Origin of the sequence: Janthinobacterium sp. 35 (genome assembly GCF_002754575.1) — a bacterium.
Classification (GTDB): domain Bacteria; phylum Pseudomonadota; class Gammaproteobacteria; order Burkholderiales; family Burkholderiaceae_D; genus Janthinobacterium; species Janthinobacterium tructae.
The window spans coordinates 3,766,933-3,793,008 of sequence record NZ_PEFN01000001.1; the positions used below are offsets into that span (position 1 = coordinate 3,766,933).

Annotated in this window: 22 protein-coding genes and 1 other RNA gene; 7 read left to right on the forward strand and 16 right to left on the reverse strand. The window is 64.3% G+C overall.

Translation table 11 applies throughout. The features are described 5' to 3' along the window. Positions 1–123: 123 nt before the first annotated feature. Entirely contained in the window at positions 124–1,938 is a 1,815-nt protein-coding gene (locus CLU93_RS16745) for a putative bifunctional diguanylate cyclase/phosphodiesterase (RefSeq protein ID WP_099762373.1), read from the forward strand. Here the strand turns inward: CLU93_RS16745 and CLU93_RS16750 are convergent. From CLU93_RS16750 to CLU93_RS16800, 11 genes are all read right to left on the reverse strand, one after another. Further along, positions 1,929–4,379 carry a TonB-dependent siderophore receptor gene (locus CLU93_RS16750; RefSeq protein ID WP_099762374.1) on the reverse strand — a complete coding sequence of 817 codons (2,451 nt, stop codon included), beginning with the start codon at positions 4,377–4,379 and terminating at the stop codon, positions 1,929–1,931. The genes CLU93_RS16745 and CLU93_RS16750 overlap by 10 nt on opposite strands. A gap of 79 nt (positions 4,380–4,458) precedes the next feature. Further along, on the reverse strand, positions 4,459–5,442 hold the full coding sequence (locus CLU93_RS16755; RefSeq protein ID WP_099762375.1) for a FecR domain-containing protein: 984 nt from the start codon (positions 5,440–5,442) through the stop codon (positions 4,459–4,461). Beyond that, positions 5,409–5,936, reverse strand: a complete 528-nt coding sequence (locus CLU93_RS16760; RefSeq protein ID WP_306594791.1) for a sigma-70 family RNA polymerase sigma factor — start codon at positions 5,934–5,936, stop codon at positions 5,409–5,411. The genes CLU93_RS16755 and CLU93_RS16760 overlap by 34 nt, the downstream gene beginning before the upstream one ends. A gap of 5 nt (positions 5,937–5,941) precedes the next feature. Beyond that, positions 5,942–6,295 (reverse strand): DUF3325 domain-containing protein, encoded by a 354-nt coding sequence (locus CLU93_RS16765; RefSeq protein WP_099762376.1) that lies wholly within the window; start codon positions 6,293–6,295, stop codon positions 5,942–5,944. Next, complete coding sequence (locus CLU93_RS16770) at positions 6,295–7,917, reverse strand: PepSY-associated TM helix domain-containing protein (protein WP_099762377.1); 1,623 nt, start codon at positions 7,915–7,917, stop codon at positions 6,295–6,297. The genes CLU93_RS16765 and CLU93_RS16770 overlap by 1 nt, the downstream gene beginning before the upstream one ends. Then, complete coding sequence (locus CLU93_RS16775; protein WP_099762378.1) at positions 7,914–8,249, reverse strand: DUF3649 domain-containing protein; 336 nt, start codon at positions 8,247–8,249, stop codon at positions 7,914–7,916. Before CLU93_RS16775 ends, CLU93_RS16770 begins: the two co-directional genes overlap by 4 nt. A 2-nt stretch (positions 8,250–8,251) precedes the next feature. Continuing rightward, entirely contained in the window at positions 8,252–8,998 is a 747-nt protein-coding gene (locus tag CLU93_RS16780; RefSeq protein ID WP_257224995.1) for a DUF4198 domain-containing protein, read from the reverse strand. 74 nt (positions 8,999–9,072) lie between these two features. After that, entirely contained in the window at positions 9,073–11,334 is a 2,262-nt protein-coding gene (locus CLU93_RS16785; protein WP_099762379.1) for a TonB-dependent siderophore receptor, read from the reverse strand. 272 nt (positions 11,335–11,606) lie between these two features. Further along, entirely contained in the window at positions 11,607–14,003 is a 2,397-nt protein-coding gene (locus CLU93_RS16790) for a TonB-dependent siderophore receptor (RefSeq protein ID WP_099762380.1), read from the reverse strand. 91 nt (positions 14,004–14,094) lie between these two features. Continuing rightward, positions 14,095–15,174: a FecR family protein gene (locus CLU93_RS16795; RefSeq protein ID WP_257224996.1), complete on the reverse strand. Its 1,080-nt coding sequence runs from the start codon at positions 15,172–15,174 to the stop codon at positions 14,095–14,097. 8 nt (positions 15,175–15,182) lie between these two features. Next, positions 15,183–15,668, reverse strand: coding sequence for a sigma-70 family RNA polymerase sigma factor (locus CLU93_RS16800; protein WP_180287870.1), 486 nt, complete (start codon positions 15,666–15,668; stop codon positions 15,183–15,185). A gap of 168 nt (positions 15,669–15,836) precedes the next feature. On the opposite strand from CLU93_RS16800, the gene CLU93_RS16805 reads away from it, so the two are divergent. Continuing rightward, complete coding sequence (locus CLU93_RS16805; RefSeq protein WP_099762382.1) at positions 15,837–17,468, forward strand: alpha-D-glucose phosphate-specific phosphoglucomutase; 1,632 nt, start codon at positions 15,837–15,839, stop codon at positions 17,466–17,468. Between the two features lie 51 nt (positions 17,469–17,519). Here the strand turns inward: CLU93_RS16805 and CLU93_RS16810 are convergent, their stop codons facing one another. Both CLU93_RS16810 and CLU93_RS16815 read right to left on the reverse strand, forming a co-directional pair. Further along, the gene (locus tag CLU93_RS16810; protein WP_165829528.1) at positions 17,520–19,058 is read right to left on the reverse strand and encodes a POT-type proton-dependent oligopeptide transporter; all 1,539 of its coding nucleotides are present in this window, start codon (positions 19,056–19,058) and stop codon (positions 17,520–17,522) included. 118 nt (positions 19,059–19,176) lie between these two features. Further along, positions 19,177–19,758 carry a GNAT family N-acetyltransferase gene (locus CLU93_RS16815; protein WP_099762384.1) on the reverse strand — a complete coding sequence of 194 codons (582 nt, stop codon included), beginning with the start codon at positions 19,756–19,758 and terminating at the stop codon, positions 19,177–19,179. Between the two features lie 74 nt (positions 19,759–19,832). On the opposite strand from CLU93_RS16815, the gene CLU93_RS16820 reads away from it, so the two are divergent. Beyond that, entirely contained in the window at positions 19,833–21,083 is a 1,251-nt protein-coding gene (locus tag CLU93_RS16820) for an MFS transporter (RefSeq protein ID WP_257224997.1), read from the forward strand. Positions 21,084–21,087: 4 nt separating this feature from the next. Here CLU93_RS16820 and CLU93_RS16825 read toward each other — a convergent pair whose 3' ends face one another. The 3 genes from CLU93_RS16825 to groES all read right to left on the reverse strand — a co-directional run bounded on the left by CLU93_RS16825 (position 21,088) and on the right by groES (position 23,812). Further along, entirely contained in the window at positions 21,088–21,597 is a 510-nt protein-coding gene (locus tag CLU93_RS16825; RefSeq protein WP_099762386.1) for a hypothetical protein, read from the reverse strand. A gap of 224 nt (positions 21,598–21,821) precedes the next feature. Further along, positions 21,822–23,471: a chaperonin GroEL gene (gene groL / locus CLU93_RS16830; protein WP_010400981.1), complete on the reverse strand. Its 1,650-nt coding sequence runs from the start codon at positions 23,469–23,471 to the stop codon at positions 21,822–21,824. A 50-nt stretch (positions 23,472–23,521) separates the two neighbouring features. Beyond that, on the reverse strand, positions 23,522–23,812 hold the full coding sequence (groES, locus tag CLU93_RS16835; RefSeq protein ID WP_010400979.1) for a co-chaperone GroES: 291 nt from the start codon (positions 23,810–23,812) through the stop codon (positions 23,522–23,524). A gap of 526 nt (positions 23,813–24,338) precedes the next feature. Between groES and CLU93_RS16840 the strand changes: the two genes are divergently transcribed. The 4 genes from CLU93_RS16840 to ssrS all read left to right on the forward strand — a co-directional run bounded on the left by CLU93_RS16840 (position 24,339) and on the right by ssrS (position 26,048). Then, positions 24,339–25,085: a hypothetical protein gene (locus CLU93_RS16840; RefSeq protein ID WP_099762387.1), complete on the forward strand. Its 747-nt coding sequence runs from the start codon at positions 24,339–24,341 to the stop codon at positions 25,083–25,085. Positions 25,086–25,214: 129 nt separating this feature from the next. Next, a complete protein-coding gene (locus tag CLU93_RS16845; RefSeq protein ID WP_306594795.1) occupies positions 25,215–25,505 on the forward strand; it encodes a DUF904 domain-containing protein in 291 nt (96 codons plus the stop codon). Further along, positions 25,505–25,816 (forward strand): cell division protein ZapA, encoded by a 312-nt coding sequence (locus tag CLU93_RS16850; RefSeq protein WP_034747344.1) that lies wholly within the window; start codon positions 25,505–25,507, stop codon positions 25,814–25,816. Before CLU93_RS16845 ends, CLU93_RS16850 begins: the two co-directional genes overlap by 1 nt. 54 nt (positions 25,817–25,870) lie before the next feature. Continuing rightward, a non-coding RNA gene (ssrS, locus tag CLU93_RS16855) (6S RNA) lies at positions 25,871–26,048 on the forward strand. Positions 26,049–26,076: the final 28 nt, after the last annotated feature.

Sequence of the window (26,076 nt, forward strand, 5' to 3'; positions counted from 1 at the left end):
ATCAGGCAAATATCGCGCCGAAATTCTTATACTATTTCCTTTCCGCATGGATCTGCGCCCGGCCGCATGGCGCGCGTTGCAAAGGAAAACCATGTTCTTCACTTTCCGCCTGCCGGGTGATGCATGACGGCGCTGCTGCTGGCGCTGTGCCTGTCCCTGGCCGTGGTGCTCGCCGTGCTGCTGGCCTGCCAGTGGCAGGCGGCGCGCATGTGGCGCATGCGCCATGCGACGGGCGTGGTGCTGCAGGCGGCGCAGGCGCAGCGCATGGCAGATGCGCTGGCGCTGCTGCACGCGCTGCCGGCAGCCGTCGTCGGCACCGACCACGATGGCGTGGTGCAGTACATGAATCCCCGCGCCAGCAGCATGGGTGGCTTGCTGGGCGACGATGGCCTGGGCCAGCCTGTGACCGAGCTGCTGCCGCTGTTCCATGACGGCGCGCCCGTCGATGCGGCGCGCCAGGTGCGCGACTGCGTGGCGCGGCAAGAAGTGCTGGAAGTGGCGCGCGGCGCCGTGCTGCTGCGCCATCTCGATGGCAAGCGCATCGACGTGCAGTACAGCTGCGCGCCGCTGGCGCAGGGCGGTGCGGTGCTGCTGCTGCACGATGTATCGGCCCGCCGGCGCGCCGAGCAGCAGCTGGAATTCATCGCCCATCACGATGGCTTGACGGGGCTGCCGAACCGCCTGCATTTCCAGATCCGCTTCGAGCACGGCATCGCCTACGCGCGCCGCCACCAGGCTTTGCTGGCCGTGCTGTTCGTCGATATCGACCGCTTCAAGTCGATCAACGACAGCCTGGGACACGACGTGGGCGACCAGGTGCTGACGGAGTTCGCGCGCAGGGTGCAGCAGTGCGTGCGCAAGGTCGACACGGTGGCGCGCCAGGGCGGCGATGAATTCATCATCCTGCTGACGGAACTGCGCACGGCGCACGATGCCGAGCGGGTGGCCGAAAAAATCGTCGCCGCCATCGCCGCGCCCTTCGTCATCGGCGAATACAGCCTGTCGGTGGCGGCCAGCGTGGGCGTGGCCCTGTACCCGGACGATGACGACGACGTCAATGCACTGATCGAAAAGGCCGACCTGGCCATGTATGCGGCCAAGCGCCACGCGCCGGGCACTTGTTTGCGTTACGCCGCGCGCATGCAGACGCAGTCGTATTCGCGCACCATCCTCGAGACGGCCCTGCGCCATGCGCTCGAACGCAACGAATTCGCCCTGTTCTACCAGCCGCGCATGGACCTGAAGACGCGCACGATCACGGGCGTGAAGGCGCTGCTGCGCTGGAAGCACCCGGAACTGGGACTGATGATGCCGCTCGACTTTTTACCGGTGCTGGAAGAAAGCGCCTTGATCCTGCCGGTGGGCGCCTGGGTGCTGGCCACGGCGGTGGAACAGGCACGCAGCTGGATCGCGCAGGGGCAGAGGCTGACGGTGTCCGTCAGCCTGTCGGCGCGCCAGTTCTACCAGCGCGATATCGCGCGCAATTTCGCCGCCGCGCTGGAGGCGGCCGGCGTGCCGGGGCATTGCATCGAGCTGGAAATCGCCGCCGGCATCCTGATCGACCACAACCAGAACTGCGAACTGATACTGCGCCAGTTCCGCCAGCTGGGCATGGCGATTGCCATCAGCGATTTCGGCACGGGCGACGCCTCGCTCACATACCTGAAACGCTTTCCCACGGATGCCGTGAAGATCGAAAAGTGCTTCGTCGACGACCTGGGCAAGCCCGGTGGCGACGGCGCCATGGTGCGCGCCATCGTGGCAATGGCGCGCACGCTCGGACTGCGCACCATTGCCGGCGGCGTGGAAAGCGGCGCGCAGCTGGAACTGCTCGCCGAGATGGGCTGCGACGAGGCGTTTGGCTACTACCTGGGCCGCGCCATGGCACCCGAGGGCATCGAGGTGCTGCTCAAAAGTAGTGCAGTTCTTCAGAACTGATAGCGCAGCGACAGCATGGCGTTGCGCGGATCGCCGTAGTAGCCGCCCATGCCCGTCGAGTAGTAGCGTTTGTCGAAGACGTTGTTGACGTTCAGGGTCGCCAGCAACTGCTTGCTGACCTGATACTGCGCCATCAGTCCCGCCACCGCATACGCTTTCTGCGTGAAGCGTTCGCCGTTCGGCCCGCGGTCATCCATGTAGATATTGCTCTGCCAGTTCACGCCGCCGCCCAGCACCAGGCCCGGCACGCCCTGCGCCAGGCGCCAGGTGCTCCACAGCTTGGCCATGGCTTGCGGCTGGTTGGTCTGGATGCGTGCGCCAGCCGCGTTGCGGATGCGGCTGTAGGCATAGCTGGCCGTCAGTTGCCAGTCGGGGCGCAGCTGGCCCGAGACTTCCGCCTCGACGCCGCGCGTGGTGGCGCCCTTGACCGTGTGATAGGCGTAGGAACCGCCGCCCGTGCCGATGATCCAGACATTGCCCGGATCGGCTTCGGCCAGGTTTTCCTGCTTCAGCTGGAAGACGGCGGCGCTGGTGGTGAGCTTGCCGCCGAAGAATTCGCCCTTGGCGCCCACTTCATAGTTCTTGCCTTCGAGCGGCGCCAGGAAGCGGCTGTTGACGTCGCGCTGGCTTTGCGGCGTGAATATGCTGGTGTAGCTGGCGTAGGCCGACCAGTGCCGGCCCAGGTCGTAGACGAGGCCCGCATACGGCGTGATCTTGCCGTTTTCTCGCATCGCGTCGTACAGGTCCGTGTCATTGGCATAGTCGCTGCGGATGTCGCGCTTCCAGTACGACAGGCGCGCGCCAATAATCACCGACAGCGCATCCGTCGGGCGCAGGCGCAGGGTCGAATACAGGCCGCTTTCCCGTTCCTTGTCGTACGAACTGCCCAGGCGCGTGCCGCTGTAGTCGGGCACCGGCATAGCGCCATTCCAGGCGTGGATATTTGGTACCGTGTAGTCATAGCCATCGAGGCGCCAGCCCGGATAGATGGGGCTGTTCGTCTTGAGTTCCGAGGCGCTCACGCCCAGCACCAGTTCATGCTGGCGGCCAAAGGCCTGGAACGGGCCGCTGACATAGGCGTCGAGCGAGGTCTGTTGCGGCTTGCTGTGCCAGTTGGCCAGCCACAGCCGCATGCCGCCGCCCGTCACGCGGTCAGGGTAGCCATTGCCGGAAAAGCCCTGCAAGGCGTCGTACTGGTTGCTGCTGCGGCTGACGGCCAGCTTGGCGATCCAGTCGTTGTCGAAATAGTGGTCGAGCGTGGCGAACAGCATGCTCTGTTCGCGCTCGTACGTGCTCCACGCGGCCGTGCCGTTCATCGAGCGTGGGAAGCGCGTCTGCGAGCCGTCGGCATAAAACATGGGGAAGTCGCGTCCTGCACCCTTGAGCTTTTCCTTCTGGTAGTTGATGCCGGCGCTGAGCACCGTCGATGGCGTCAGGTCCGCTTCGACGATGGCGTACAGCACGTCCTTTTTTTGCTGGTAGCGGTCGATGAACGAGCGCTGGTCTTCATGCGTGGCGACGACGCGCGCGCGCACCTTGCCGTCCGCCGTCAAGGGCGTCGAGACGTCGCCTTCGATGCGGTAGCGGTCCCATGATCCCAGTTGCGCGCCGGCCGTGGCGGCAAAGCTGCGACCCGGGCGCTTGCGCACCAGGTTGACGGCCGCCGACGGGCTGCCCGTGCCGCTGATCAGACCCGTCGCGCCGCGGATGATTTCGACCCTGTCGTAGATGGCCATGTCGTAGGTGCGCGCTTCCAGGTTCTTGCTGGTCGGGATGCCGTCGAACATGTACGACGTCACTTCAAATCCCCGTGAAAATACCTGGTCGTATTCGCGCGTGCTCGACGAATGGTCGACCGTGATGCCGGGCGCCTGGACCAGCACGTCTTGCAAGGTACGCAAACCCTGGTCGTCGATCTGCTGGCGCGTGATGACGCTGACCGCCTGCGGCGTTTCCCGCAGCGACAGGTTCAAACGCGTGGCGCTGGTCAGGCCTGCGTAGCCGCGCTTGCCCTCCGTGGTGCCGTCGCGCAGGGCGCTGGAGCTGACGGCGACTTCACCCAGCGTGGCGGCGATCGGCGCGCCGGGCGATGCAGTGCCAGCCTTGCGCAGCACGTAGCTGCGCTCTCCGCTGGGCTGCGCTTCCAGGCCCGTGCCGGCCAGCAGGCGGGCCAGTGCCTGCGGCACCGAGTAGCTGCCGCTCAAGCCTGGCGTGCGCACGCCTTGCAGCAGTTCGGCAGCCGCGCCCACGCTCACTTTTGCTTCGATGGCAAAGCTGGCGATGGCGGCCGATAGCTCGCCCGGCGGCACGCTGAAACTGATTTGCGTGCTGGCTGGGGCGGTGGCGGAAGCTGCCGCCAGGGCCGGCGCTTGCGCCAGCGACAGCAGGATCACGGCGCTGCCGATGGCGCGCGCGAGGGGAGTCAAACGGGGTGGGTGCATGGTGTGGCCTTTCTGGTGGAGTGTCGTTGTCGTACTTACAGGACAGGCCATGCCGAAAAAAGGGGCCAACTTTTCACGATTATTTTTTGCGGGCCACGAGAGTGACCCAGTATTGGGTGCGGTACAGCACGTCGACGGGCAGCATGCGCGCCAGGCTGTCCAGCACGGCGTCCGTGTCGTCGAGCTGGAAGGCGCCCGTCAGGCGCAAGCCCGCCACCTGCGGTTCCACGCGCAGCAGGCCGGGGCGGTAGCGTGACAGCTCCAAGGCGAAGGCGTCGAGGCGCATGTCCTGCGCCACCAGCATGCCGCGCGCCCAGGCATCGGCTTGCAGCGGCGCCGGCGCGGGCAGGCCAGCGTGGCTGGCGTCGAAGCGGCTTTGTTGTCCCGCCATGAGCGTGCGCACGGTGGCCGAGGGCGCGCGCGGCGTGATTTCCACCGCGTGTTCGAGCACTGTCACGCGGCTGCTATCGTCGTCGACGCGCACGGTAAAGCGCGTGCCCAGCGCGCGGATGCGGCCATGGCCGGTGGCGACGATGAAGGGGCGGCTGCCTGCGTGGTCGGGGTGCGTCTGTATCAGTACCTCGCCGCGGCGCAGCGTCAGCAAACGTTCATCGGCGCCATACGCCAGGTCGACGGCGCTGTCCGTGTTGAGCACCAGGGTGCCGCCATCGGGCAAGGACACCTCGCGCCGTTCGCCCACGCCGCTGCGGTAGTCGGCCAGCAGTTCGTGGCGCACCAGCAGCCAGGCGGCGGGCGCCGCCATCAGCGCCAGCAGTACCTGCACTGCCACGCGGCGCTGCGGCCGGCGCAGCACGGGCGCGGCCAGCTCCGGCGGCAGCCGGCTGGCCGTTTGGCCAACCTGCTGCACCCTGCTCCAGGCGCGTGCATGTTCCGGGTCGCGCGCGCGCCATTGCGCCGACGCCGCCAAATCATCCTGTGTGGCCTGGCCCGATTGCTCCAGCAAATACCATTCGACGGCCTGGCGCGCCACCTTGCGCGACAGCGGGGGAGACAGGGGAGCGGCGCTGCTCATGGCGCCCAGTCCGGCGCCTGCAGCACGCATTCGGTCAGCGCCTCGGCCATGTAGCGTTTCACGGAGCGTTCGCCGATGCCCAGCTGCGTGGCGATTTCCGCATACGTATAGCCTTCGATCTGCGCCAGGATGAAGACGGCGCGCACCTTCGGTTTCAAGCCATCAAGCATGGCATCGACCGCTTGCAGCGCCTGCAGGATTTGCGCGCGCTGCTCGACGGAGGGCTGGTACTGCTCTGGCTGCGCGGCCAGCGCATCGGCCCACGCGCGTTCCAGCGACTGGCGGCGTAAATGATTGATCAGCAAATGCTTGGCGACGGTGGCCAGGTAAGCCTTCGGCGCGCGCAGGGCCGGCGTTTGCGGCTGTGCGGGGACACTGACCAGCAGGCGGATGAAAGTGTCCTGCATCAGGTCGGCGGCATCAAAAGCATTGCCCAGGCGCCGCTGCAGCCAGTGCACCAGCCAGCCGTGGTGCGCGCGGTAGTGGCTTTCCAGCTGCGTGTGCAGCAGGGGTGGCATGGCCATGATCGTTACAGCACTGCCAGCGCGACGGCGGCCAGCATGGCCGCGCCGCCGATGACGCGCGCCAGGCGCATGGCCTGGTGCGGTGCATAGGGCAGCAGCCAGATCAGCAGCAAGCCGCAGCCCGTCAGGCTGCCGACCCAGTAGACGAGGCCATAGCCGCCGCCGGCAATGTGCATGGCCCAGGCCAGTCCGGCTGCCAGCGCCAGCCAGCCGGCCCACTGCAAACGACGGCGCAGCGGCGCCGGCGGTTCGGCGCCACGTCCGTGCAGGTCGGCGTAGTGGCGGTCCATGGCCAGGCACAGCGAAGACAGGCCCGCATAGCACAGGGCGAAGACGAGGAAATTGGCCAGCAGCTCCATTACGCGGCCTCCATCGTCGTTGCCGGCTTGGCTGCGGGTGTGGTTTTGGCCGCCTTCACGGGCAGCGGTTTTAACTTGTACGCCGCATACGCGAGGCTCAGGCCCAGCACCAGCACCACCAGGTCGAAGGCGGCCACCGCCACGGGGCCGCGGCCCAGGAACAGGGTCACGCCCAGGTGCGAATTGGTGGTGAAGACGTTCAGCACGGGCAATGACGCCAGCAGGAAGGCGCCCACGGCCAGCTGCATGCGCCACATGGCGCGCGAGGGGCGCAGCTGGGCGATGATGGCGGCCAGGGCCCAGGCGCCGAAGAAGCAGGCGATTTCTTCCTTCGAGCGCTCTTCCATCGTCACCGGCAGCAGGCGGTTGGCCCAGAAGTAGGCGCCGAAGGCGATCGGGATGCCGGCGATGGCGCCGATGTTGAGCGCTTCGACCAGGCGCAGGCCGAAGCTGGCGCGCTTGCCGGCGGCCAGTGCCTTGGCTTGCTTCTGGCGCGTCTTGACGGCCCACAGCAGGGCGCCCGTGGCGACCATGGCGCAGCCGGCCAGGCCGGAGAGGAAGAACAGCGCGCGCAGCAGCGGTCCGCCGAAATGCGCGACGTGCAGTCCGACCATCACGCCTTGCGTGGCGGCGGCGCCGGGTTGCGCGTCGCCATCGGTCGACAGCAGCTTGCCGCTGACGCCATCGAATTCCATCGACGGCTGCTTCGACGACATGTCGCGTCCGCCGGCGCGCGTGAGCGAAATGGTGGCGTTGACGTCGCCCGGGTGATTCACGGAGATGCGTTCGACCTTGCCGCCCCAGTGTTGTTCCGCCTGGCGCACGAGCGGTGCGATCGGCGTCAGCGGCGCGGCCACGCCGGCCGGCTTGCTGTCGCCCGAGCGGCCGGGAAACGCCTCGGCGAAGAAGGCATCCTGGTCGCCCTTGTAGGCGGCCGTGGCGCCGGACGGCATGTACAGGAACATCAGGGTGACCAGCCCCGTGTAGGTGATCATGATGTGGTAGGGCAGTGCCAGCACGGCCGTCACGTTGTGCGCGTCGAGCCACGAGCGCTGGCCCTTCTTCGGACGGAAAGTAAACAGGTCCTTGAAGATGCGCTTGTGCGTGACGATGCCGCTGATGATGGAGATGAACATGAACATGGCGCAGAAACCCACGATCCAGCGGCCCCAGATGGCCGACATGTAGTGCAGGTCGAAATGCAGGCGGTAGAGAAATTCGCCGCCGCGCGTCTCGCGCGGCTTCGACAGTACCTCGCCCGTGGCCGGGTCGGCTTTTTCGCTATGAAAATTGCCGCGCCGTCCGCGTTTCTTTTCGCCGGGCTTCGACGGTTTGCTCCAGCCCAGTTGCGTGGCAGGATTGCGCTCGCCGGGCAGGCTGATGAACCAGCGCGTGGCACCCGTGGCGCGCTCCTGCATCGCTTGTTGCGCGACCTTGGCCGCTTCCTCGGTGCTTACCTGGCTGGCGGCGGCGCCGTGCAATTCGGGCTGCATCCACAGGGTGATTTCATTGCGGTAGTAGCTGGCCGTGCCGGCGCAAAACACCAGCAGCAAAATCCAGCAGACGAGCAGGCCGGACCAGGTGTGCAGCCATGCCATCGACTGGCGGAAACCTTCTTTCATGCGAGACTCCAGGATAGGGCGTCCATCCATTGCAGGATGGCGGCGATGACGGCGGCGGGAATCAACAGGCCCAGCCAGGCGCGCAGGGCGCTGTGCGTGGCGAAGACCCACAGCACGGCGCAGGTGTAGATGGCAAACGACAGCAGGGTGGCCGTCATGACGGCTTCGGAACGGGCCATGGGCAGGCTGACCGATAGCAGCATGGTGACCAGCGCTGCCAGCACGTAGCCGCCAACGATGGCGGCCACGCTGCGCGAGGCCACGCCGAGGCGGTAGACGGCGCCAGCGGAGAGCCGCAGGCGCGCGATTTTAATGATGGCTGGCGCTTGCATGGTCAGTCGTGATCCTTGCTCGGTGGCTGGGCCGGGCCGGCCGGCAGCGGCGTCACGCCGTGCGGCTGCAGCAGGCTCAGGGTGGTCACGAACATGGCCTTGTCATAGGCTTGCGCACCGCGCTGGCCGGCCGTCTTGTCCGTGTGCTGCACTTCCAGTACATAGCTGCCCTTCCATGGCAGCGGGAAGCTGACCAGGCCTTGCGCATCGCTCCACGCTTCCTTGCCCCAGCCCGATTGCACCACGGCGTTGACCTTGGCTTGCGCCAGCGGCTTGCCCTGGTAGCTGACCTGGAACTGGCCTGGTTGGCCGGTCGGCACCAGGTCCAGGGTCAGCGCGGGCGCTTGCGCCTTGCCGTCGGCGACCAGGCGCGCGGCGGGAATCCACACGGTGCGCGTGCTCTTGCCATCCTTTTTCTCTTCCCACGACGGGTAGTTGTCTTCCTCGACGATGATGCTTTCGCCGGCGCCCACCTTGCCATTCAGGATGAACGCGCCGGCCGTCTTGCTCGCCTGCAGCGGCTGCGCGCCCTTGGCCGACACCCATGTCACGTTCTTGATGCTGAACTTGTCCAGCAGGCCGGGCGACGCTTCGCGCAGGTTGTCGCCAAATTCACCGAAGTACACGCTGGCTGCCTTGCCGTTCTGCTGCAGCCAGATCTGGTGCGCGCTGGCCGTGCCGGAAGCGAGGGCCGCGCCCAGCAGGGCGGTGGCGAGGACGCCGAGGCGCGCGATGGAAGTGAGGTGCATGGTGTATCCCTTATCTTCTTATGTGAAATGGAAAAAGCGGCCGCGCTCCCGGGGGGACAGCGGCCTGCGATGCATCAGTACTGGTAGCGCAGGTTCAGCGCCACGTTGCGCGGTTCGCCGTAATAGCCGCCGTTATAGAAACCCACGCGGCGGAAATACGTCTTGTCGAACAGGTTGTTGACATTCAGGCTGGCCGAGAGTTTCGGGCTGATCTGGTAGCGCGCCATCAGGTTGGCCAGCACGTAGCTGCCCTGGCTGACCCGGATTTTGCTTTTGTTCGGCAGGGTGGCCATCGTCCAGATTTCGTTCTGCCAGTTCAAGCCGCCGCCGATGGTGAGATTTTGCAGCTCGCCCGGCAGGCGGTAGGTGGTCGAGACGCGCAGCATGTTGGTCGGCTGGATGGTGTTGGTCACCACGCCCTTGCCCGTCTTGGATTTGCTGTGCGTGTAGCCGGCGAACAGCTGCCAGCCGCTCAAGGGACTGCCCGACACTTCCGCCTCGTAGCCGCGGCTTTTCGTGCCCTTGCCCGTCGAGACATAGGGGCGGCTGCCGTCCGGCAGCACAAAGGTCAGCGGCACCGATCTGTCTTCCTCGCCCAGGTTGTCCTGCTTGGCTTCATACACGGCGAACGAGGCATTCACGGCGCCGTCGAAGAAGTCGCTCTTCACGCCCGCTTCCACGTTGCTGCCCGTGATCGGGTCGAGGAAGGCGTTGTTCTTGTCCTTCAGGTTTTGCGGCTTGAACAGGTCCGTATAGCTGGCGTACAGCGACGTGCTCTTGCTCACATCGAGCACCATGCCCGCATATGGCGTGACGACATCGTCGGTCTTGTAGGCGGAACTGCGTTTCACAAAACGGCCCTGGGTATCGTAGCGGTCGTTATAGGTTTCCCACCTGGAAACGCGCGCGCCGGCCAGCACCTTGAAGTTGTCCGTGACATTGATGCGCGTGGCGATGAAGGCACCCGACTGTTTGGTGGTGGCGACGTCGCGCGCACCCGTGCGCGTGAGCGCCGGCTCGGGTACGTCGCCCGTCCAGTTGCGGAAGTCGGGGATGGTGGTGGCAAATGGCAGCGGATCGGGCAGCAAGGTTTCATTCGTCGTGCCGACGCGCTTCCAGCCGTTCACGCCCAGCACCAGGTCGTGCTGGCGGCCGAACAGGGGGAAGGTGCCGTTGGCCGACAGGTCGAAGTTGTCCTGCTTTTCATCGTAGGGGAAGGCGCCGCTCCAGACTTCCAGGCCGCTGCCATCGCGTTTCGGATAGCCGCTGCCGCCGTAAAACAGTTTGCCGTTCGAGGAGCTGTCCAGGCGCCCGTAGGCGGCCTTGATCTTCCAGTCGTTGGCGAAGCGGTGTTCGAGATAGACATAGCTGTTCTGGAACTCGCGCTCCCAGCTGCTCCACTTGGCCGCCATGTTGAACGAGCGGGGCATGTTGGCGGGCGTGCCATCAGAGAAGAACAGGGGCGTGGTGCCCCAGCTCGTGCCTTTCGGTGTGTTTTTCTGGTAGTCGATGCCGGCCGTCAGCAACGTTGCAGGCGTCAGGTCCGCCTCGACGATGACGGCGCCCACCAGCTTGCGTTCCTTGTACAGGTCCATGTAGGAATGGCGGTTCTGGCCTGCCACCACGACGCGCCCGCGGATGCTGCCGTCCGCATTCAATGGCGAGCTGATGTCGCCTTCCAGACGGACCTTGTTCCAGGAACCCACGGTCAGGCCGGCCGAGGCGGCGAACTCCTTGCCAGGGCGTTTGTGCAGCATGTTGATGGTAGCCGACGGATCGCCATTGCCGCTGACCAGGCCCGTGGCGCCGCGCACGATTTCGATGCGGTCATAGATGGCCGTGTCGAACAGCGCATTGGAGCCGGAATTGACGGCCACGCCATCGATCTGGTAATTGCCGATGGAAAAGCCGCGCGCCGAAAAGTTCGTGCGTTCGCTGTCGTTTTCCTGGACCGTCACGCCCGTCGACTGCACCAGCACCTCGGCCAGGCTGTTCAAGCCCATGTCGTCCATGCGCTGGCGCGTCACCACCGAGATCGATTGCGGCGTTTCGCGGATCGACAGGCCCATGCGCGTGGCCGTGGCCATCTGCTTTGTCGTGTAGGAACCCGTGTGCTCGGTCGATGCCTGGTCTTGCTGGCCCACTACCTTGATCTCGCTCAAGGTGGCTTCATCGGGCTTGGCCGGCGCCTCGGCAGCCAGGGCCGCGCCGGCGCCCAGCGCTGCCGTCAGCAAGGCGGAATGCACGGCGACGGCCAGCGGACGCAGGGCGATGTGGCCAACGGGTGGGGAAAACGGGCCGGTAGCGATACCGGCCAGCGAACGTGCTCGCGCCATGAAACATCCTTCTTCTCGTGTGCCACCGTCGAGCGGCTGGCGTTGTTGGTATGGGAGGCTTGCTTGGCGGTGGTGCCTGGCTGGCGCAGTCTGTCATCCAGCCGCGCATCAGTCAGGCGACTGTGTGCAGGCTCCGGTGGGAGTCGTAAATGTGAATGAGAACTATTCTTATTATAGTGTGGGGTTGCGAGACATGCAAGAGTACGATGTTGTAAACGAGCACGGCCGCCCCATTGCTGGCGGCGGCCGTGTATGCGCAGGAGCGCGGGCGTTTACAGCTGGCCGCGCAGGGTCAGCATGGCATTGCGTGGTTCGCCGTAGAAGTTGGAACCGTAGGCGGCCCACACGCGCGTGTAGTATTTTTTGTCGAACAGGTTGTTCACCGTCAGCGACAGCTCCAGCTTGGGACTGAGGCGGTAGCCAGCCTGCAAGCCCACCGTGGTGACGGGCCCCTGCGCAAATTTCACAGGGCCGTTCAGGCGGTACATGCTGCTGACGCTGCGCAAGCCGCCGCCCACGCTGATCTTGTCGAGCGCGCCGGCCAGCCGGTAGTTGGTCCACAGATTGACATTGTGGCGCGGCGCGATGAAGGTGTACAGCTGCGCCTTCTGGTCGTCGCTGCCTTCGAGGGTGCGCGTGCTGGTGTAGGAATAGCCGCTCGTGATGTTCCAGCCCGGCAGGGGGCTGCCGCTCAGTTCGGCTTCCATGCCCTGGCTGCGCATCTTGCCGGCGCCGATGGAAAACAGCGGGTTGGCCGGATCGGGCATGACGCGGTTTTCATCTTCCATGCGGAACAGGGCCGCATGCGCATTGACGTTCTTGTCGAACAGCTCCGCCTTCAGTCCCAGTTCGAATTGCTGGCCCGTGCGCGGTTTCAGGGTCTGGCCGGCAGCGTCCGTGGTGCTCTGGGGCGAGAAGATGCGCGTGTAGCTGGCGTAGGCCGAGACCTGCTTGTCGAGTTCATAGACCAGGCCCGCGTATGGCGTGAATTTCGCCTTGATGGTGTTGCTGACATCGGTGAACTGGTTGAAATAGGCATTGCGGTTGACGGTATGGTTGTCCCAGTGCGTCAGGCGCCCGCCCAGGTTGACGGCCAGACGCTCGGTGGCTTGCAGGCGGGTGCGCGCGTACAGGCCGAACTGCTTCGTGCGGTTGTCATTGCCGTTGGAAAAGGTGTAGCTGGGCCGGGCGATATTATTGTCAGGATGGAAGATATTGATCGGTGCATTGTCGCCGCCGCCATACTGGAAATGCTTGTGCACCTGACGGTAGTCGGCGCCCACGATCAGGTCATGGCTGCGGCCAAAGGCCTGGAACGGCGTGGCCAGGTAAGCGTCCAGGCCCTGCGTCTTCCAGTGGCTGCGGTAGTTCCAGCTGATCAGGCAGCTGTCGCCCGTGACGGGGTCGGCCGAACAGTCGGACCAGCCGAAATTGCGCGACGGTTCATCCTGCTCACGGTACAGGGCGGTGACCTTGAACTGGCCGCCGTTGTCCAGTTTATGGTCGAGTTCGGCAAAATACTCGGTGACCTTTTCCGTGATGTGGTTCCAGGCGGGGTCCAGGTAGGTGGAGCGGGGCACGTCGAGCAGGCGCCCGTCTTCATACGCGGGCAAGCCGAAGGCGGGACGGCCCTTGTATTCCTGCCAGGTGACGCCGCCCGTCAGCACGGTGCCCGGCGCCACGTCGATGGCAACGGTGCCGTACAGCAGCGGTTTTTCCGCATACACGTGGTCGACGAAGGAGCGCCGGTGTTCATACGCGGCCACCAGGCGGCCGCGCACCTTGCCATCCGCGCTCAGGGGACCCGTGACGTCCGCTTCCGCATAGTAACGGTCCCAGGAACCGGCGCTGAGCACGCCGCTGGCGGCAAAGGTGTCGCGCGCCCGCTTGCGCACCAGGTTGATGGTGCCGCCCGGGTCGCCCGCGCCCTGGAACAGGCCGGCCGGGCCGCGCAGCACTTCCACGCGGTCATAGATGGCCAGGCCGAAGCCGGCCGACAGGTCATTGCCCGTGCTGGCCGGCGTCATCACGCCATCGACCTGCACCGCATCGAGCGCATAGCCACGTGAGTAAAAATTGCCGTGGTTGCCGCCCGTGCTGCTCGCTTCGACGGTGATGCCCGTCACGCCGCGCATGGCGTCGTCCAGGCTCAGCAAATTCTGGTCGTTCAATTGCTGGCGCGTCAGCACGGAGACGGACTGGGGAATTTCGCGCAGGCTTTGCCGGCCCTTGCCGATGCTCACCGCCTGCGCCGCATACGACTTGGTCAGCTCGGTATCCGTCGTCGCCTCCTGGCGCGCGCTGACGGTGATTTCCGCCAGGGTCGCCACCTTGCCCGTGGCGGCGGGCACCGGACGGATGATGACGCTGTTGCCGTCGATGCTGGCGGCCAGGCCGCTGCCGGCCAGCAGGCGTTCCAGGCTGTCGGCCACGCTCAGCGTGCCGCTGACGGCGGGCGCCGTCTTGCCGGCCACCAGTTCGGGCGCGAACAGCAGTTGCAGATTGGCTTGCCGCGCCAGTTCATTCAGTGCCTGGCCCAGCGGCTGGGCGGCGATGGCCAGCTTGACGGTGGGCGCCGTTTGCGCCTGTGCCAGGGGGATGCTGCCCAGGGCCAGCATGGCGGCCAGGGCGAGGGGAGCGGGTGTCAGATTGAGGCGGGGGGACCACATGTTGCATTTCTCCAGGTTAATTTGTTGTCGATTAACTTGGTAGACGCGGCAGTGCGCCAAATCCTCACCTGCGAATGCGAACTATTTGCATTTATTTTTCAGGCCGCCGCATCGCAGGGGCTTGCGCCGGCATTTTTGCCGCCATGCGGATCTCGCTGACGGCACCATCGCGTACGACGTGGACGGGCAGCAGCTGCGGCAAGGCAGCGGCGAAGCGGTCGAGCTGGGCCAGGCTGAAACTGCCGCCGATGCGCAGCCTGGCCACAGCGGGATCGCGCACGACCAGGCCCGTGTCGCCATAGCGCTCGAATTCGGCCAGCGCCGCGCCCAGCGGCACGTTGTCGAAGGTGATTCTGCCGCTGCGCCAGGGCGCCACGCTGCCTGGGGCCAGGCTGGCGATGGCCGACAGGCGACCACCGGCATCGCTGCTGACGCCCTGGCCGGCCCGCAGGTCGACCAGGTCTTGCCGCGCGCCCGCCACGCGCACCTGGCCATGTTGCACGGCCACGCGCAGCTGGCCGTCGTGTTCGAGCGTGTTACGCACGGAAAACTGCGTGCCCACCACCGTCACTGTCAAGGGGCCGCTGAGCACGTTGAACGGTTGTCCTTGCTTCGCTTGCACCTGGAACAGCGCTTCGCCGTGTGCCAGACGCACTTCGCGGCGCTTGCGGTACACGGTGACGTGCAACTGCGTGGCCGTATCGAGCTGCATGCTGCTGCCGTCGGGCAGGGCAACGGCCAGGTGCTGGCCGCGCGCGGTGGCATACGCCTGGCTGAACGTGGGTTGCTGTTGCCACCACTGGTAGCCGCCCGCGCCCACGCTGAGCAGCAGCATGGCGGCGGCCGCATACGGCAGCACGCGCAGGGAGCGCAGAAGCGGGCGGCGGGGGGATGGCGCTGGCACGGTCCAGCGGGCGGCCATGTGCGCGGGAACCCGGCGCGCCGCGCGATAGCTGTCTTGCAACTGGGCATACGCGTGCGCGTGCTGCGCATCGGCCGCCAGCCAGGCGGCAAACTCGGCCTGCGCATCAAGGCTGCCGCGCCGGCTGAACCAGGTGGCGGCCGCCAGCGCCACGCCATCTTGTGTGGCGGCAAAGTCGGCGTACTCGCGCAAGTCCGCCTGCTCCTGGGCGGAGGGACCGAAAGCATGGCGGGGCGGGTGGGCGGTCATGGGCGCCATTATGTGGCTTCCCGCAAAGAATGCAACTGCGCCTGGCAACTGAGCATGCCGCGCGCGATATGTTTTTCCACCATGCTCACGGAAATGCCCATGCGCGCGGCGATTTGCGCGTGCGGCAATTGCTCGAAGATGTGCAGCACGAAGGCGTCGCGGCAGCGGGGCGGCAAGGCGTCGATGGCGGCCACGCAGGCTTGCCAGTCCTGGCTGCTTTCCAGCGCCTGCTCCGGCTGCAAATGGCGCGGTGCGGCCGGATGCGCGGTTTCCGGCAGGGCGTCGAGTTCCTCGTGCTGGCGCAAGGCGGCGCGCCTGTGCTGGTCGATCAGCAGGTTGCGCGCCGTGTGGTACAGCAGCGCGCGCGGTTCGCGCACGGCCGCTTCGCCCAGCACGCGCGCATAGCTTTCCTGCACCAGGTCGGCAGCGGCTTCGCGGTTGCGCAAGCTGCGCCAGCAAAAGTTCAACAGTTCTTGGTAATAGCGTGCAACCACGGCGTCCGATGTATGAGTCCGCAGCCAGGAATGCCGCATATGAGAATGATTCTCATTATATTGCATGCCGCGATGTCGCGCTAAGCGGCTTGCCGCACCGTGGCAGGCGTACAACGCTTTGCCCCGCAGCCAGCATCGGTTAACATGGGAAGTTAATAAGGAGGCAAGATGGCTATTCAAATTATCAATACGGCGCCGGTGGCTGGCCAGCGGCCCGGCACCTCGGGTTTGCGCAAGAAGGTGGCGGTCTTCAGCGCACCGCAATACCTGGAAAACTTCGTGCAAAGCGTGTTCGACACGCTCGGCGACTGCCATGGCCAGACGCTGGTGCTGGGCGGCGACGGGCGTTACTACAACCGCGCGGCCATCCAGACGGTGCTGCGCATGGCGGCCGCGCACGGCTATGCGCGCGTGCTGCTGGGGCAGGGCGGCATTTTGTCGACGCCGGCCGTCAGCTGCGTGATCCGCAAGCATGGCGCCAGCGGCGGCCTCATCCTGTCGGCCAGCCATAATCCGGGCGGTCCCGATGGCGATTTCGGCATCAAATACAACATCGCCAATGGCGGCCCGGCACCGGAAAAGGTCACCGAAGCCATGTTTGCGCGCACGCAAACCATCACCGAGTACCGCATCAGCGATGCGGCCGACATCGACCTCGATGCGCCGGGATTGACGCGCATCGAGCAGATGACGGTCGAAGTGATCGACCCGGTTCTCGATTACGCGGAACTGATGCAGCAACTGTTCGACTTCGACGCCATCCGCGCCCTGTTCGCGGGCGGCCTGCGCATCTGCTTTGACGGCATGCACGCCGTTTCCGGCCCGTATGCGACGGCCATCCTGGAGGGCATGCTGGGCGCGCCGAAGGGCAGCGTCATCAATGGCGTGCCTTTGGCCGACTTCGGCGGCGGCCACCCGGACCCGAATCCCGTCAACGCGCAGGAATTGATTGCCATCATGGCATCCGACGATGCCCCCGACTTCGGCGCCGCCTCGGACGGCGACGGCGACCGCAACATGATCGTCGGGCGGCGCTTCGACGTGACGCCCTCGGACAGCCTGGCGATTTTGGCCGCCAACGCCAGCGTGGCGCCCGGCTATCGCGCCGGCTTGAAGGGTATCGCCCGCTCCATGCCCACGTCGGGCGCGGCCGACCGGGTCGCCAGCGCGCTGGGCATTCCGTGCTACGAGACGCCGACGGGCTGGAAATTCTTCGGCACCCTGCTCGACGCCGGCATGGCCACCCTGTGCGGCGAGGAAAGCTATGGCACGGGATCGAACCACGTGCGCGAAAAGGATGGCCTGTGGGCCGTGCTGTTCTGGCTCAACCTGCTGGCAGAGAAAAAACAATCGGTGGAAGACATCGTGCGCGCGCACTGGGCCACGTATGGCCGCAATTACTACTCGCGCCACGATTACGAAGACATCGACAGCGCCGGTGCGCAGCAGCTGATGGACGCCGTGCGCGGCCAGCTGGCCGCCTTGCCGGGCCAGGTGTTCGATGGCTACACGGTGGCGCTGGCCGACGATTTCAGCTACACCGACCCGGTCGACGGCTCGGTGGCGACGCAGCAGGGCATCCGCATCATCATGACGGATGGCGCGCGCATCGTGCTGCGCCTGTCCGGCACGGGCACCGAGGGCGCCACCCTGCGCCTGTACCTGGAGCGCTATGAGGCCGATCCGGCGCAACATGGCATCCCGACGCAGCAAGCGCTGGCGGGGCTGATCGCCGTGGCCGAGCAGCTGGCGCAGATCCGCGCCCGCACGGGGCGCGACGCACCGACGGTGACGACGTAAAAAAAGGGCGCCCTCGGGCGCCCTTCTTGATTGCGGCAAATCAAACCGGCATCATGCTTTCGCCGGCACGGCCGCCTGGCGGTAGTTGTCGACCATCTTGTAGTTGCGTGCATACAGGCCGAAGGCCAGCATGGCCACCGCTGCAAAGGCGGCGAAGAAGAACATCTGGAAGGCCGTCACGCTGATGCCGCTCTCGGCGATCTTGCCGATCACGCCTTCGTTCATGACGCTGCGGTTGACGATCAGCACCCACAGGTTGCCCACCGTGGTCGACAGATTCCAGAAGCTCATGATGGCGCCCTTCATGGAGACGGGTGCCTGGCTGTAGGCAAACTCCAGGCCAGTGGCCGAGACCAGCACTTCGCCGAAGGTCAGTAGGGCGTATGGCAGGATTTGCCACATGATGGAGACGGCGTTGCCGCTGTCGAGGGCCAGCTGCAAGAGGCCAATGACGATCCACGCCAGCGAGGAAAAGCCGATACCGGCCGTCATGCGGCGCAGGGCCGTCGCTTCCAGGCCGAAGCGGTTCAGCATCGGGTACAGCACCAGGTTGTTGAACGGGATCAGCAGCATCACCAGCATCGGGTTCAGCGCCTGCATCTGCGCCGGCAGGAACCAGCTTGGTTTTTCCATGGTGTTCGCCTGCACGATCCACGTCGAAGCCTTCTGGTCGAACAGCGAGAAGAACGGCGTGACGAGGGCGAAGATGACGAGGATGCGCAGCACGGCGCGCACGCCTTCGACGGCTTCGTCGGGGTGGATGCCGCGCGCGCGTTCCAGCTGCATGGCCGTGCCGATGCTGCCGAAGGCCAGCAGCAAGACCAGCGCCGTACATGCGGAAATGACGAAGCCCCATTCTGGAATGCTGTAGAACGCGTACAGGGCGCCGATCACGCCCACGTAGGCGACGTACAGGCCAGGACGCGAACCGCCATCGACGCGCGCCAGCAGGGCCGTGCGGGCCACGCGGGTGAACGAGTCGGGATTCGGCGGCGCCGGCGGCACGTGCACGTATTTCTTGGCGCCCATCCAGAAGACGAGGGTGGCGGCCAGCATCATCAGGCCCGGGATGCCGAAGGCGATCGAGGGACCGAAGTCGCGCAGGAACATCGGCATCAGCAAGGACGCGAAGAAGGAGCCGAAGTTGATGATCCAGTAAAACAGGTCGAAGACCAGCTTGGCCTTGTGCTTGTTGGTCTGGTCGAACTGGTCGCCGACAAACGAGGCGACAAGGGGCTTGATGCCGCCGGAACCGAAGGCGATCAGGAACAGGCCGAAATAGAAGCCGTTGACGCTGTTTTCAAACAGGGCCAGGCAGGCATGGCCGGCGCAATACACGAGGCTGAGCCAGAAGATGGTGTTGTACTTGCCGAAGAAGCGGTCGGCCAGCCAGCCGCCCAGCAGCGGGAAGAAATACACGCCGATGACGAAGGTGTGGAACACGTGCTTGGCTTCGCCCGTGCGTTGGTCGATCGGGATCATCAGCAGCAAGGTGCTGATGAGGAACGGCGTCAGGATATTGCGCATGCCGTAAAAGCTGAAGCGTTCACAGCCTTCGTTGGCGATGATGTACGGTATTTGCCGCGGCATTTTGCCCGTGGCGGTTTGTGTCTCGGCCGATGACATTGGCTCTCCCCCAAGTTTTTTTTGTAAGCCGCGATGCTAAGGCCTGCCGCGTTTGCTTGCAACAGAAAAAACGGCCTGTCCGCTATTTCGCAGGGATTTGTAAGGTATTGATTTTCATAAAGACATTACTTTCGGCACTTGGGCTTGCACTTGCACTGGCACTGGCACGAGCGGGGCGGGGCAGCAACAGCTGCAGTGGCAGCATGCCCTCCGCTGCGGGACCGTCCGCCAGGGTAAAACCGCAGCCCAGGTACAGGCTCAACGCCGCGTGGTTGTCCTGCGCCACGGCCAGGCGAACGCGGGCCAGCTCGGGAATGGCGCAGGCATGGTCGATGGCGGCCTGCACCAGTTGCCGTCCCGCGCCGCGTCCACGCGCCTGCGGCGCCACATACACGCCCCACAGACTGGCCTTGTCATGCACGACGGCGATCGGTTCGCGGCGCAGGCCGGCAATGGCGATCAATTGTTCTTCGTTGAAAGCGCCAAATATAATTTGGTGCGAGGTGGCGCGCAAGCGCTGGGCGATCTGTGCCAGCGGCAAACCGCTTTCCGCTGCGTGCGTGGTGCAGAAGGCGGCGGGCAGTTCGGCGATGCCGGCCAGGCGCAGCGCGCGGTAGGCGCTGGCGTCGTCTGGTGCAAGGGGGCGGACAGAGGTGGCGGGCATGTGGACGAGTATCGCGCTTCGATGCCAGAAAGTAAACCTTGCCGTCCACCGCCGCCATCCTTAAGATCTGCCGCATGAAACCTGTACCGAACCCTTCCCCTGATATGTCCGCTGGCGCGGCCCTGACGCCGGCGCGCGAACGCGCGATGCTGTGGCTGCTGGCGCTGACGCAATTTACCGTCATCATGGATTTCATGGTGATGATGCCGCTGGCGCCCCAGCTGATGCAGGCGTTCCACATCGGTCCGGCGGCCGTCTCGGGCGCCGTGTCCGCGTATGCCTGGTGCGCGGGCCTGTCCGGCTTGCTGGCGGCCACGTATATCGACCGCTTCGACCGCAAGCAGCTGCTGTTGACCATGTTTTGCCTGTTTACCGTGTCGAACCTGGCTTGCGCGCTGGCGCCGAATTTTCATGTGCTGCTGTGGTCGCGCGCGTTTGCGGGGCTGACGGGCGGCGTGCTGGGCGCCATCGTCATGGCCATCATCGGCGACGTGATCCCCGCCGAGCGGCGCGGCGCGGCCACGGGTATCGTCATGACCTCGTTTGCCATGGCGGCCGTGGGCGGCGTGCCCATCGGCGTGGTGCTGGCCGCACACTTTGGCTGGGCCTCGCCGTTTTTCCTGCTGGTCGTGCTGTCGCTGCTGATCTGGCTGGGTGCGGCGCGCGTGCTGCCCACGCTGACGGCGCACATGGGAGCGGCGCCCACGCCGCTGCGCCAGGTGCTGCCGAAGTTGCTGGCGCTGTTCCGGGAACGGCGCCACCTGGAAGCGTTTGCCTTGTCCATCGTTAACATGACGGCCGGCATGCTGGTCATTCCCTTCATCTCGCCTGTGCTGGTGGGCAATCTGGGGCTGGCGCCGGCCGACGTCACCTGGGTGTATCTGGCGGGCGGCTGCGCCACGATCTTCACGGCGCGCCTGATCGGCCGCTGGGCGGACCGGGCCGGCAAGCAGCAGGTGTACCGCTGGGTCTCCCTGATGTCGATCGCGCCGCTGCTGCTCATGACCCACTTGCCCCAGTTGCCGCTGCTGGCGCTGATGCTGGTGTTTCCGTTTTTTATGGCTCTCGTCTCGGGACGCACGATACCGCTGCAGGCGCTGCTGACGACGATCCCGGAGCCGCACAAGCGCGGCGCGTTTCTGAGTGCCAATTCGGCCTTGCAAAGCCTGGGCAGCGGCCTCGGTGCCTGGCTGGGCGGCCTGACCCTGCAGACGGACGCGGCCGGCCATATCAGCGGCTATGGCATCAATGGCTGGCTTGCGGCAGGTTTGTCGCTGTGGACGGTGTGGTGGGTGGCGCGCGTGCGCGGCGCGGCGCCGGCCTAGGGCGTTATTGCGTGGCGATGCGCTGCATGGGCGCGCTGTCCTTGCGCCATTGTTCCAGGCTGATCAGGTCACCTGTGACGATGTCGTCGACGAGGATGCGCTTGCCATCGGGCGTGACGACAAAGCTTTCCCAGCGGTGGGCTGCGTCCGGCGTGCTTTCGAAAAAGCTCAGCTGATAGCTGGCGACGCCATCGACGAGGCGCGTCTCGGGCGACGTTTCCATCACGGCGCCATGGGCGCGGCCGCCCGATGCCTTTTCGATATGCGCCGACCACGCCTTGATTTCCGGCAACGCCAGCAGCGCATCGACGGCGCGCGCATTCTGCTCCTGCGCCGCCTGGCTGTTCGCGGCCGGGGCATTGCTTGCGTGCGGCGCGCCCTGCTGGTGCACGTAGAAAGCGACTAGCCCGGCGGCCAGCAAGCCGGCCAGGATGCCGGCAATGATGGTGGTTTTGGAAGAAGAGGCGCGTGGCGGCATGATGGTGGCATGGGAAAGAAGGACGATGGCGGCCATGCTAAAGCAAAAAGTGCAGGCGGGCAATCGCCGGGCTTGCCAAATGGTATGGCCAAACGGGTTTGCCAAACGGGTTTGCCAAATACATCGGCGAAAAAAAAGCTACCTTCCGTAGAAGATAGCTTTCGGGGCTGCCGGGCAGGCGCTGGCAGCTTTTGGTCTGCCTGTCCTGTCCCGGCGATGCATCCCCGCGTGCCGTCGCCTGCGCGCGGGGATGCCGGACATTACATCATGCCGTCCATGCCGCCCATGCCGCCCATACCACCCATGCCGCCGCCCATGCCGCCGCCTGCTTTGTCGTCAGCGATTTCGCAGACCATGCAGTCGGTTGTCAGCATCAGCGAAGCGATCGAAGCGGCGTTTTGCAGCGCCGAACGGGTCACTTTGGCTGGATCCAGAACACCCATTTCCACCATGTCGCCATACGTGCCGTTGGCAGCGTTGTAGCCGTAGTTGCCCGTGCCAGCCAGTACGGCTGCCACGACGACCGAAGCTTCTTCGCCAGCGTTTTGCACGATCATGCGCAGTGGCTCTTCCATTGCGCGCAGGACGATCTTGATACCGGCATCTTGATCAGGATTGTCGCCCTTGACCGTGATGTTGGCGCGTGCGCGCAGCAGGGCTACGCCGCCGCCTGGCACGATGCCTTCTTCCACGGCAGCGCGGGTCGCGTGCAGTGCATCTTCAACGCGGGCTTTCTTTTCTTTCATTTCGACTTCGGTGGCTGCGCCAACCTTGATCACGGCAACGCCGCCAGCCAGTTTGGCTACGCGCTCTTGCAGTTTTTCACGGTCGTAGTCCGAGGTCGCTTCTTCGATCTGTACACGCACTTGTTTTACGCGTGCTTCGATCGATGCTGCTTCGCCGGCGCCATCGATGACGATGGTGTTTTCCTTGCCCACTTCGATGCGTTTCGCCTGGCCCAGTTCGGCCAAGGTCACTTTTTCCAGGGTCAGGCCGACTTCTTCAGCGATAACCTGGCCGCCGGTCAGGACAGCGATGTCTTCCAGCATGGCTTTGCGGCGGTCGCCGAAGCCAGGTGCTTTCACTGCGCACGTTTTCAGGATGCCGCGGATGTTGTTCACAACCAGGGTGGCCAGCGCTTCGCCTTCGATGTCTTCTGCGATGATCAGCAGTGGACGGCCAGCTTTGGCGACTTGTTCCAGTACCGGCAGCAGGTCACGGATGTTCGAGATTTTCTTGTCGCACAGCAGGACGAATGGGCTGTCCAGTACGGCAACTTGTTTCTCTGGGTTGTTGATGAAGTATGGCGACAGGTAGCCGCGGTCGAACTGCATGCCTTCAACGATGTCCAGCTCGTCGTTCAGCGACTTGCCGTCTTCTACGGTGATGACGCCTTCTTTGCCGACTTTTTCCATCGCTTCAGCGATACGCTCGCCGATCGAGTAGTCCGAGTTCGCCGAGATCGCGCCAACTTGGGCGATTTCTTTGGTCGTGGTGCAAGGACGGGCGATTTTCGCCAGTTCTTCGACGGTCGCAGCAACTGCTTTGTCGATACCGCGCTTCAGGTCCATCGGGTTCATGCCGGCGGCAACGAACTTCATGCCTTCGCGCACGATGGCTTGTGCCAGCACGGTGGCGGTGGTGGTGCCGTCGCCGGCGTTGTCGCTGGTGCGGGAAGCAACTTCCTTGACCATTTGCGCGCCCATGTTCATGAGCTTGTCTTTGAGTTCAACTTCTTTCGCTACCGACACACCATCCTTGGTGACGGTAGGGGCGCCGAACGAGCGCTCCAGTACGACGTTGCGGCCTTTCGGGCCCAGCGTTACTTTGACTGCGTTGGCGAGGATATTGACGCCTTCGACCATCTTGGCGCGCGCTGCGTCGCCGAATACTACTTCTTTAGCTGCCATGTTCAATTCTCCTGAGTTTCGGGATGTATCTGTCTACAACGTGGAAACAATTACTTGACGACGATCGCCATGATGTCTTCTTCGCGCATGACCAGCAGCTCATCGCCGTCAACTTTGACGGTTTGGCCGGCGTACTTGCCGAACAGGACGCGGTCGCCCACTTTGACATCCAGAGGACGGACTTTGCCGTCGTCGAGAATCTTGCCATTGCCTACGGCAAGGACTTCGCCTTGATCCGGTTTTTCAGCAGCTGCATCAGGAATGATGAGGCCGGACGCAGTTTTGGTTTCCTGGTCGAGGCGTTTGACGATGACGCGATCGTTCAATGGGCGCAGATTCATACAAAACTCCTTAAAGTTCAATGGATAAGTGTTGCTAAATGAATACATGTCCGGCACAGCGCCAGACGTGCTTTCAGTGACCGCCGTTGAAAGCAGCCCGCAACGGTCAAGCAAACCCCATGGCATCGGTGCGTGTCGGCTTGAGCAGTGGTGCATCGCGGCGTCGCCCGCCGCGTAGCGTTCCCTGCTGTTGTCCGGCATGCACCATCAGTCCTGAGGATTGCTACGAAAGAGTTTGTTAGCACTCTCTACTAACGAGTGCTAATTATAGGGACGGTAGGGGGCTTATTCAAGGGCTTATTCTCCGGGAAGATAAGCTTAGACGTTCCGCGCAGCCTGCATTTACGCAGGGTTTGCGCAAACGCAAGCCTCGCTCCCGGGCGTCAGCAACATCAGCGACTCTAGCATGCCCTCCGGGCGGACGGCGTTCCTGTACGCACAGGAAACAGAGTTTTACTATGGACTTTGATAAGATGATTAGAATTGCATATCAATATCGCCATTCGCACCTGAAAGCTCACTCACCATGCCATCGACTCTTTCCCGTCCCGCCCTGCGCCTGCTGGGCGCCACCGTCCTCGGTTTTGCCTGCCTGGGCAATGCCGCCGCGCACACGCCCAGCATCGCCGACGAGATCACCGTGGCCACCCTGACGCCGCAGGAAAAAGAGAGGCTGCTGGGCGATTTGTTCAACGACCTCAACAAGGATGACGACGATCAGGAAGCACATGTGTGGGACAACGGCGGCGACAGTGGCGTGCTGGTGAAAGTCACGTATAACTTCAGCAACTCCGGCATGACGGAACACAGCCTGAAGGCACACATCTGCCGCGACCTGAAATTCGTCGTCACGGCGGGCGGCAAGTCGCAAGACCTGAGCCGGCGCACCTGTTCGCAAAACAGCGGCAAGTGGGACGTGCAGGGCAAGGACCCGGCGCCCGCCGTGTATCCGCCTTTCCTGTCCGACGTGACCATCGCCAAGCTGAATGCGAAGGAACAGCAAGCCTTGCTGACGGCCGCCGTGCGCACTTTGAAAGATGAAGAGGATGGCAAGACGCGCCAGTGGAGCAACAAGGGGTTGGGCAATGCAGTACCGCTGGCAGTGCGCCTGACGCCCTCGGGGACGGACGCCAAACCTGGCAGCTACCGCCGTACTTGCCGCGACTTGACGATGGTGCTTGATGGCAAGGGCGGACAACAGACGCTGGTGCGCCGCTCGTGCGAAAACCGCTATGGCGGACTCGATATCGAAGCCGATTACGTCGACGAGTAAAACGCTGCCATCGCGGCGCCGGCAGATGCGCGCACTTGGCGAAAAGCGCCGGAAAAAGCCTGTATTGTCCGCCAACTGCCCTGCATTGATGTAAATATGTGTGACAGCGGCGTGATTCGATTGACGCCCATGGAGCGTCCGCCCTATAGTGGCGGGATGATTTCCGAATTCAATGAATTATCCGACAAAATAGGCCTGCTGGCCGAAATGACCCATGCGCTGCGCCGTGAAAACGCGCAACTGCGCAAGGACAATGCCGCGCTGGCCGCTGAGAACGCCCTGTATGTGCAGCGCATGCGCGAGGCGCAGGAGCGGGTGGAAGCGTTGCTGGAAAAAATTCCCGAACTGGTGCAAGCTGGCCTGGAGCAAGCCGCTTCGGAAGCGGGTGCCTATATTGCCGAGAACGAGAAGGAAGCGTAATGCCGCGTGTCGATGTCAATATCATGGGCCAGTCCTACAGCATGGTGTGCCGCGACGGTGAAGAGCGCGCACTGCGCGAAGCGGCAATCTATCTCGATAGTAAAATGAAAGCCATTCGCGACGCGGGCAAGGTCAAGGGCAATGACCGCATCGCCGTGCTGGCCGCCCTGGGCGTGGCCGCCGAATTCCTCTCCGTGAAGTCGCCGCAAGGTCCGCTGTCGGAATTGACGATACTCGAAGTGAAGCAAAAGATCTCGGCCATGCACACTGTCCTGGATAGTGCACTGACGCCCCAGGAAAACCTTTTTTAAGCGTGCACGCGACGATTTGTCTTTGCGATGCGCGGCCAAAGGAGTAAACTTGGGTCTACCCTGCGGTGTTCGCGATTGCCATATATTCCTTGAACCATTTATGCGCATCGGTTGCGAATTTTGTTTGATGGGAGTGAGCGTCGCTCGTTCGACGAACCCGAAATTGAACTAACGTGACCACCTTGAACCGTTTGGTTCGGGATGCCGGCATAGCGGCACAGGCGGGGCCTAATTTGCATTACATTTGTAAGTACAACTGA

Bases quoted from the DNA above. Each gene is read 5' to 3' on its own strand.
- groES (WP_010400979.1), bottom strand. From the start codon at position 23,812: ATGAATCTGCGCCCATTGAACGATCGCGTCATCGTCAAACGCCTCGAC.
- CLU93_RS16810 (WP_165829528.1), bottom strand. From the start codon at position 19,058: ATGCCGCGGCAAATACCGTACATCATCGCCAACGAAGGCTGTGAACGC.
- CLU93_RS16825 (WP_099762386.1), bottom strand. From the start codon at position 21,597: ATGGCCGCCATCGTCCTTCTTTCCCATGCCACCATCATGCCGCCACGC.
- CLU93_RS16760 (WP_306594791.1), bottom strand. From the start codon at position 5,936: ATGGCCATGCCACCCCTGCTGCACACGCAGCTGGAAAGCCACTACCGC.
- CLU93_RS16775 (WP_099762378.1), bottom strand. From the start codon at position 8,249: ATGCAAGCGCCAGCCATCATTAAAATCGCGCGCCTGCGGCTCTCCGCT.
- CLU93_RS16780 (WP_257224995.1), bottom strand. From the start codon at position 8,998: ATGCACCTCACTTCCATCGCGCGCCTCGGCGTCCTCGCCACCGCCCTG.
- CLU93_RS16815 (WP_099762384.1), bottom strand. From the start codon at position 19,758: ATGCCCGCCACCTCTGTCCGCCCCCTTGCACCAGACGACGCCAGCGCC.
- CLU93_RS16745 (WP_099762373.1), top strand. From the start codon at position 124: ATGACGGCGCTGCTGCTGGCGCTGTGCCTGTCCCTGGCCGTGGTGCTC.
- CLU93_RS16755 (WP_099762375.1), bottom strand. From the start codon at position 5,442: ATGCGTGCTGCAGGCGCCGGACTGGGCGCCATGAGCAGCGCCGCTCCC.
- CLU93_RS16770 (WP_099762377.1), bottom strand. From the start codon at position 7,917: ATGAAAGAAGGTTTCCGCCAGTCGATGGCATGGCTGCACACCTGGTCC.
- groL (WP_010400981.1), bottom strand. From the start codon at position 23,471: ATGGCAGCTAAAGAAGTAGTATTCGGCGACGCAGCGCGCGCCAAGATG.
- CLU93_RS16820 (WP_257224997.1), top strand. From the start codon at position 19,833: ATGAAACCTGTACCGAACCCTTCCCCTGATATGTCCGCTGGCGCGGCC.
- CLU93_RS16805 (WP_099762382.1), top strand. From the start codon at position 15,837: ATGGCTATTCAAATTATCAATACGGCGCCGGTGGCTGGCCAGCGGCCC.
- CLU93_RS16850 (WP_034747344.1), top strand. From the start codon at position 25,505: ATGCCGCGTGTCGATGTCAATATCATGGGCCAGTCCTACAGCATGGTG.
- CLU93_RS16795 (WP_257224996.1), bottom strand. From the start codon at position 15,174: ATGACCGCCCACCCGCCCCGCCATGCTTTCGGTCCCTCCGCCCAGGAG.
- CLU93_RS16765 (WP_099762376.1), bottom strand. From the start codon at position 6,295: ATGGAGCTGCTGGCCAATTTCCTCGTCTTCGCCCTGTGCTATGCGGGC.
- CLU93_RS16750 (WP_099762374.1), bottom strand. From the start codon at position 4,379: ATGCACCCACCCCGTTTGACTCCCCTCGCGCGCGCCATCGGCAGCGCC.
- CLU93_RS16845 (WP_306594795.1), top strand. From the start codon at position 25,215: ATGGAGCGTCCGCCCTATAGTGGCGGGATGATTTCCGAATTCAATGAA.
- CLU93_RS16785 (WP_099762379.1), bottom strand. From the start codon at position 11,334: ATGGCGCGAGCACGTTCGCTGGCCGGTATCGCTACCGGCCCGTTTTCC.
- CLU93_RS16840 (WP_099762387.1), top strand. From the start codon at position 24,339: ATGCCATCGACTCTTTCCCGTCCCGCCCTGCGCCTGCTGGGCGCCACC.
- CLU93_RS16790 (WP_099762380.1), bottom strand. From the start codon at position 14,003: ATGTGGTCCCCCCGCCTCAATCTGACACCCGCTCCCCTCGCCCTGGCC.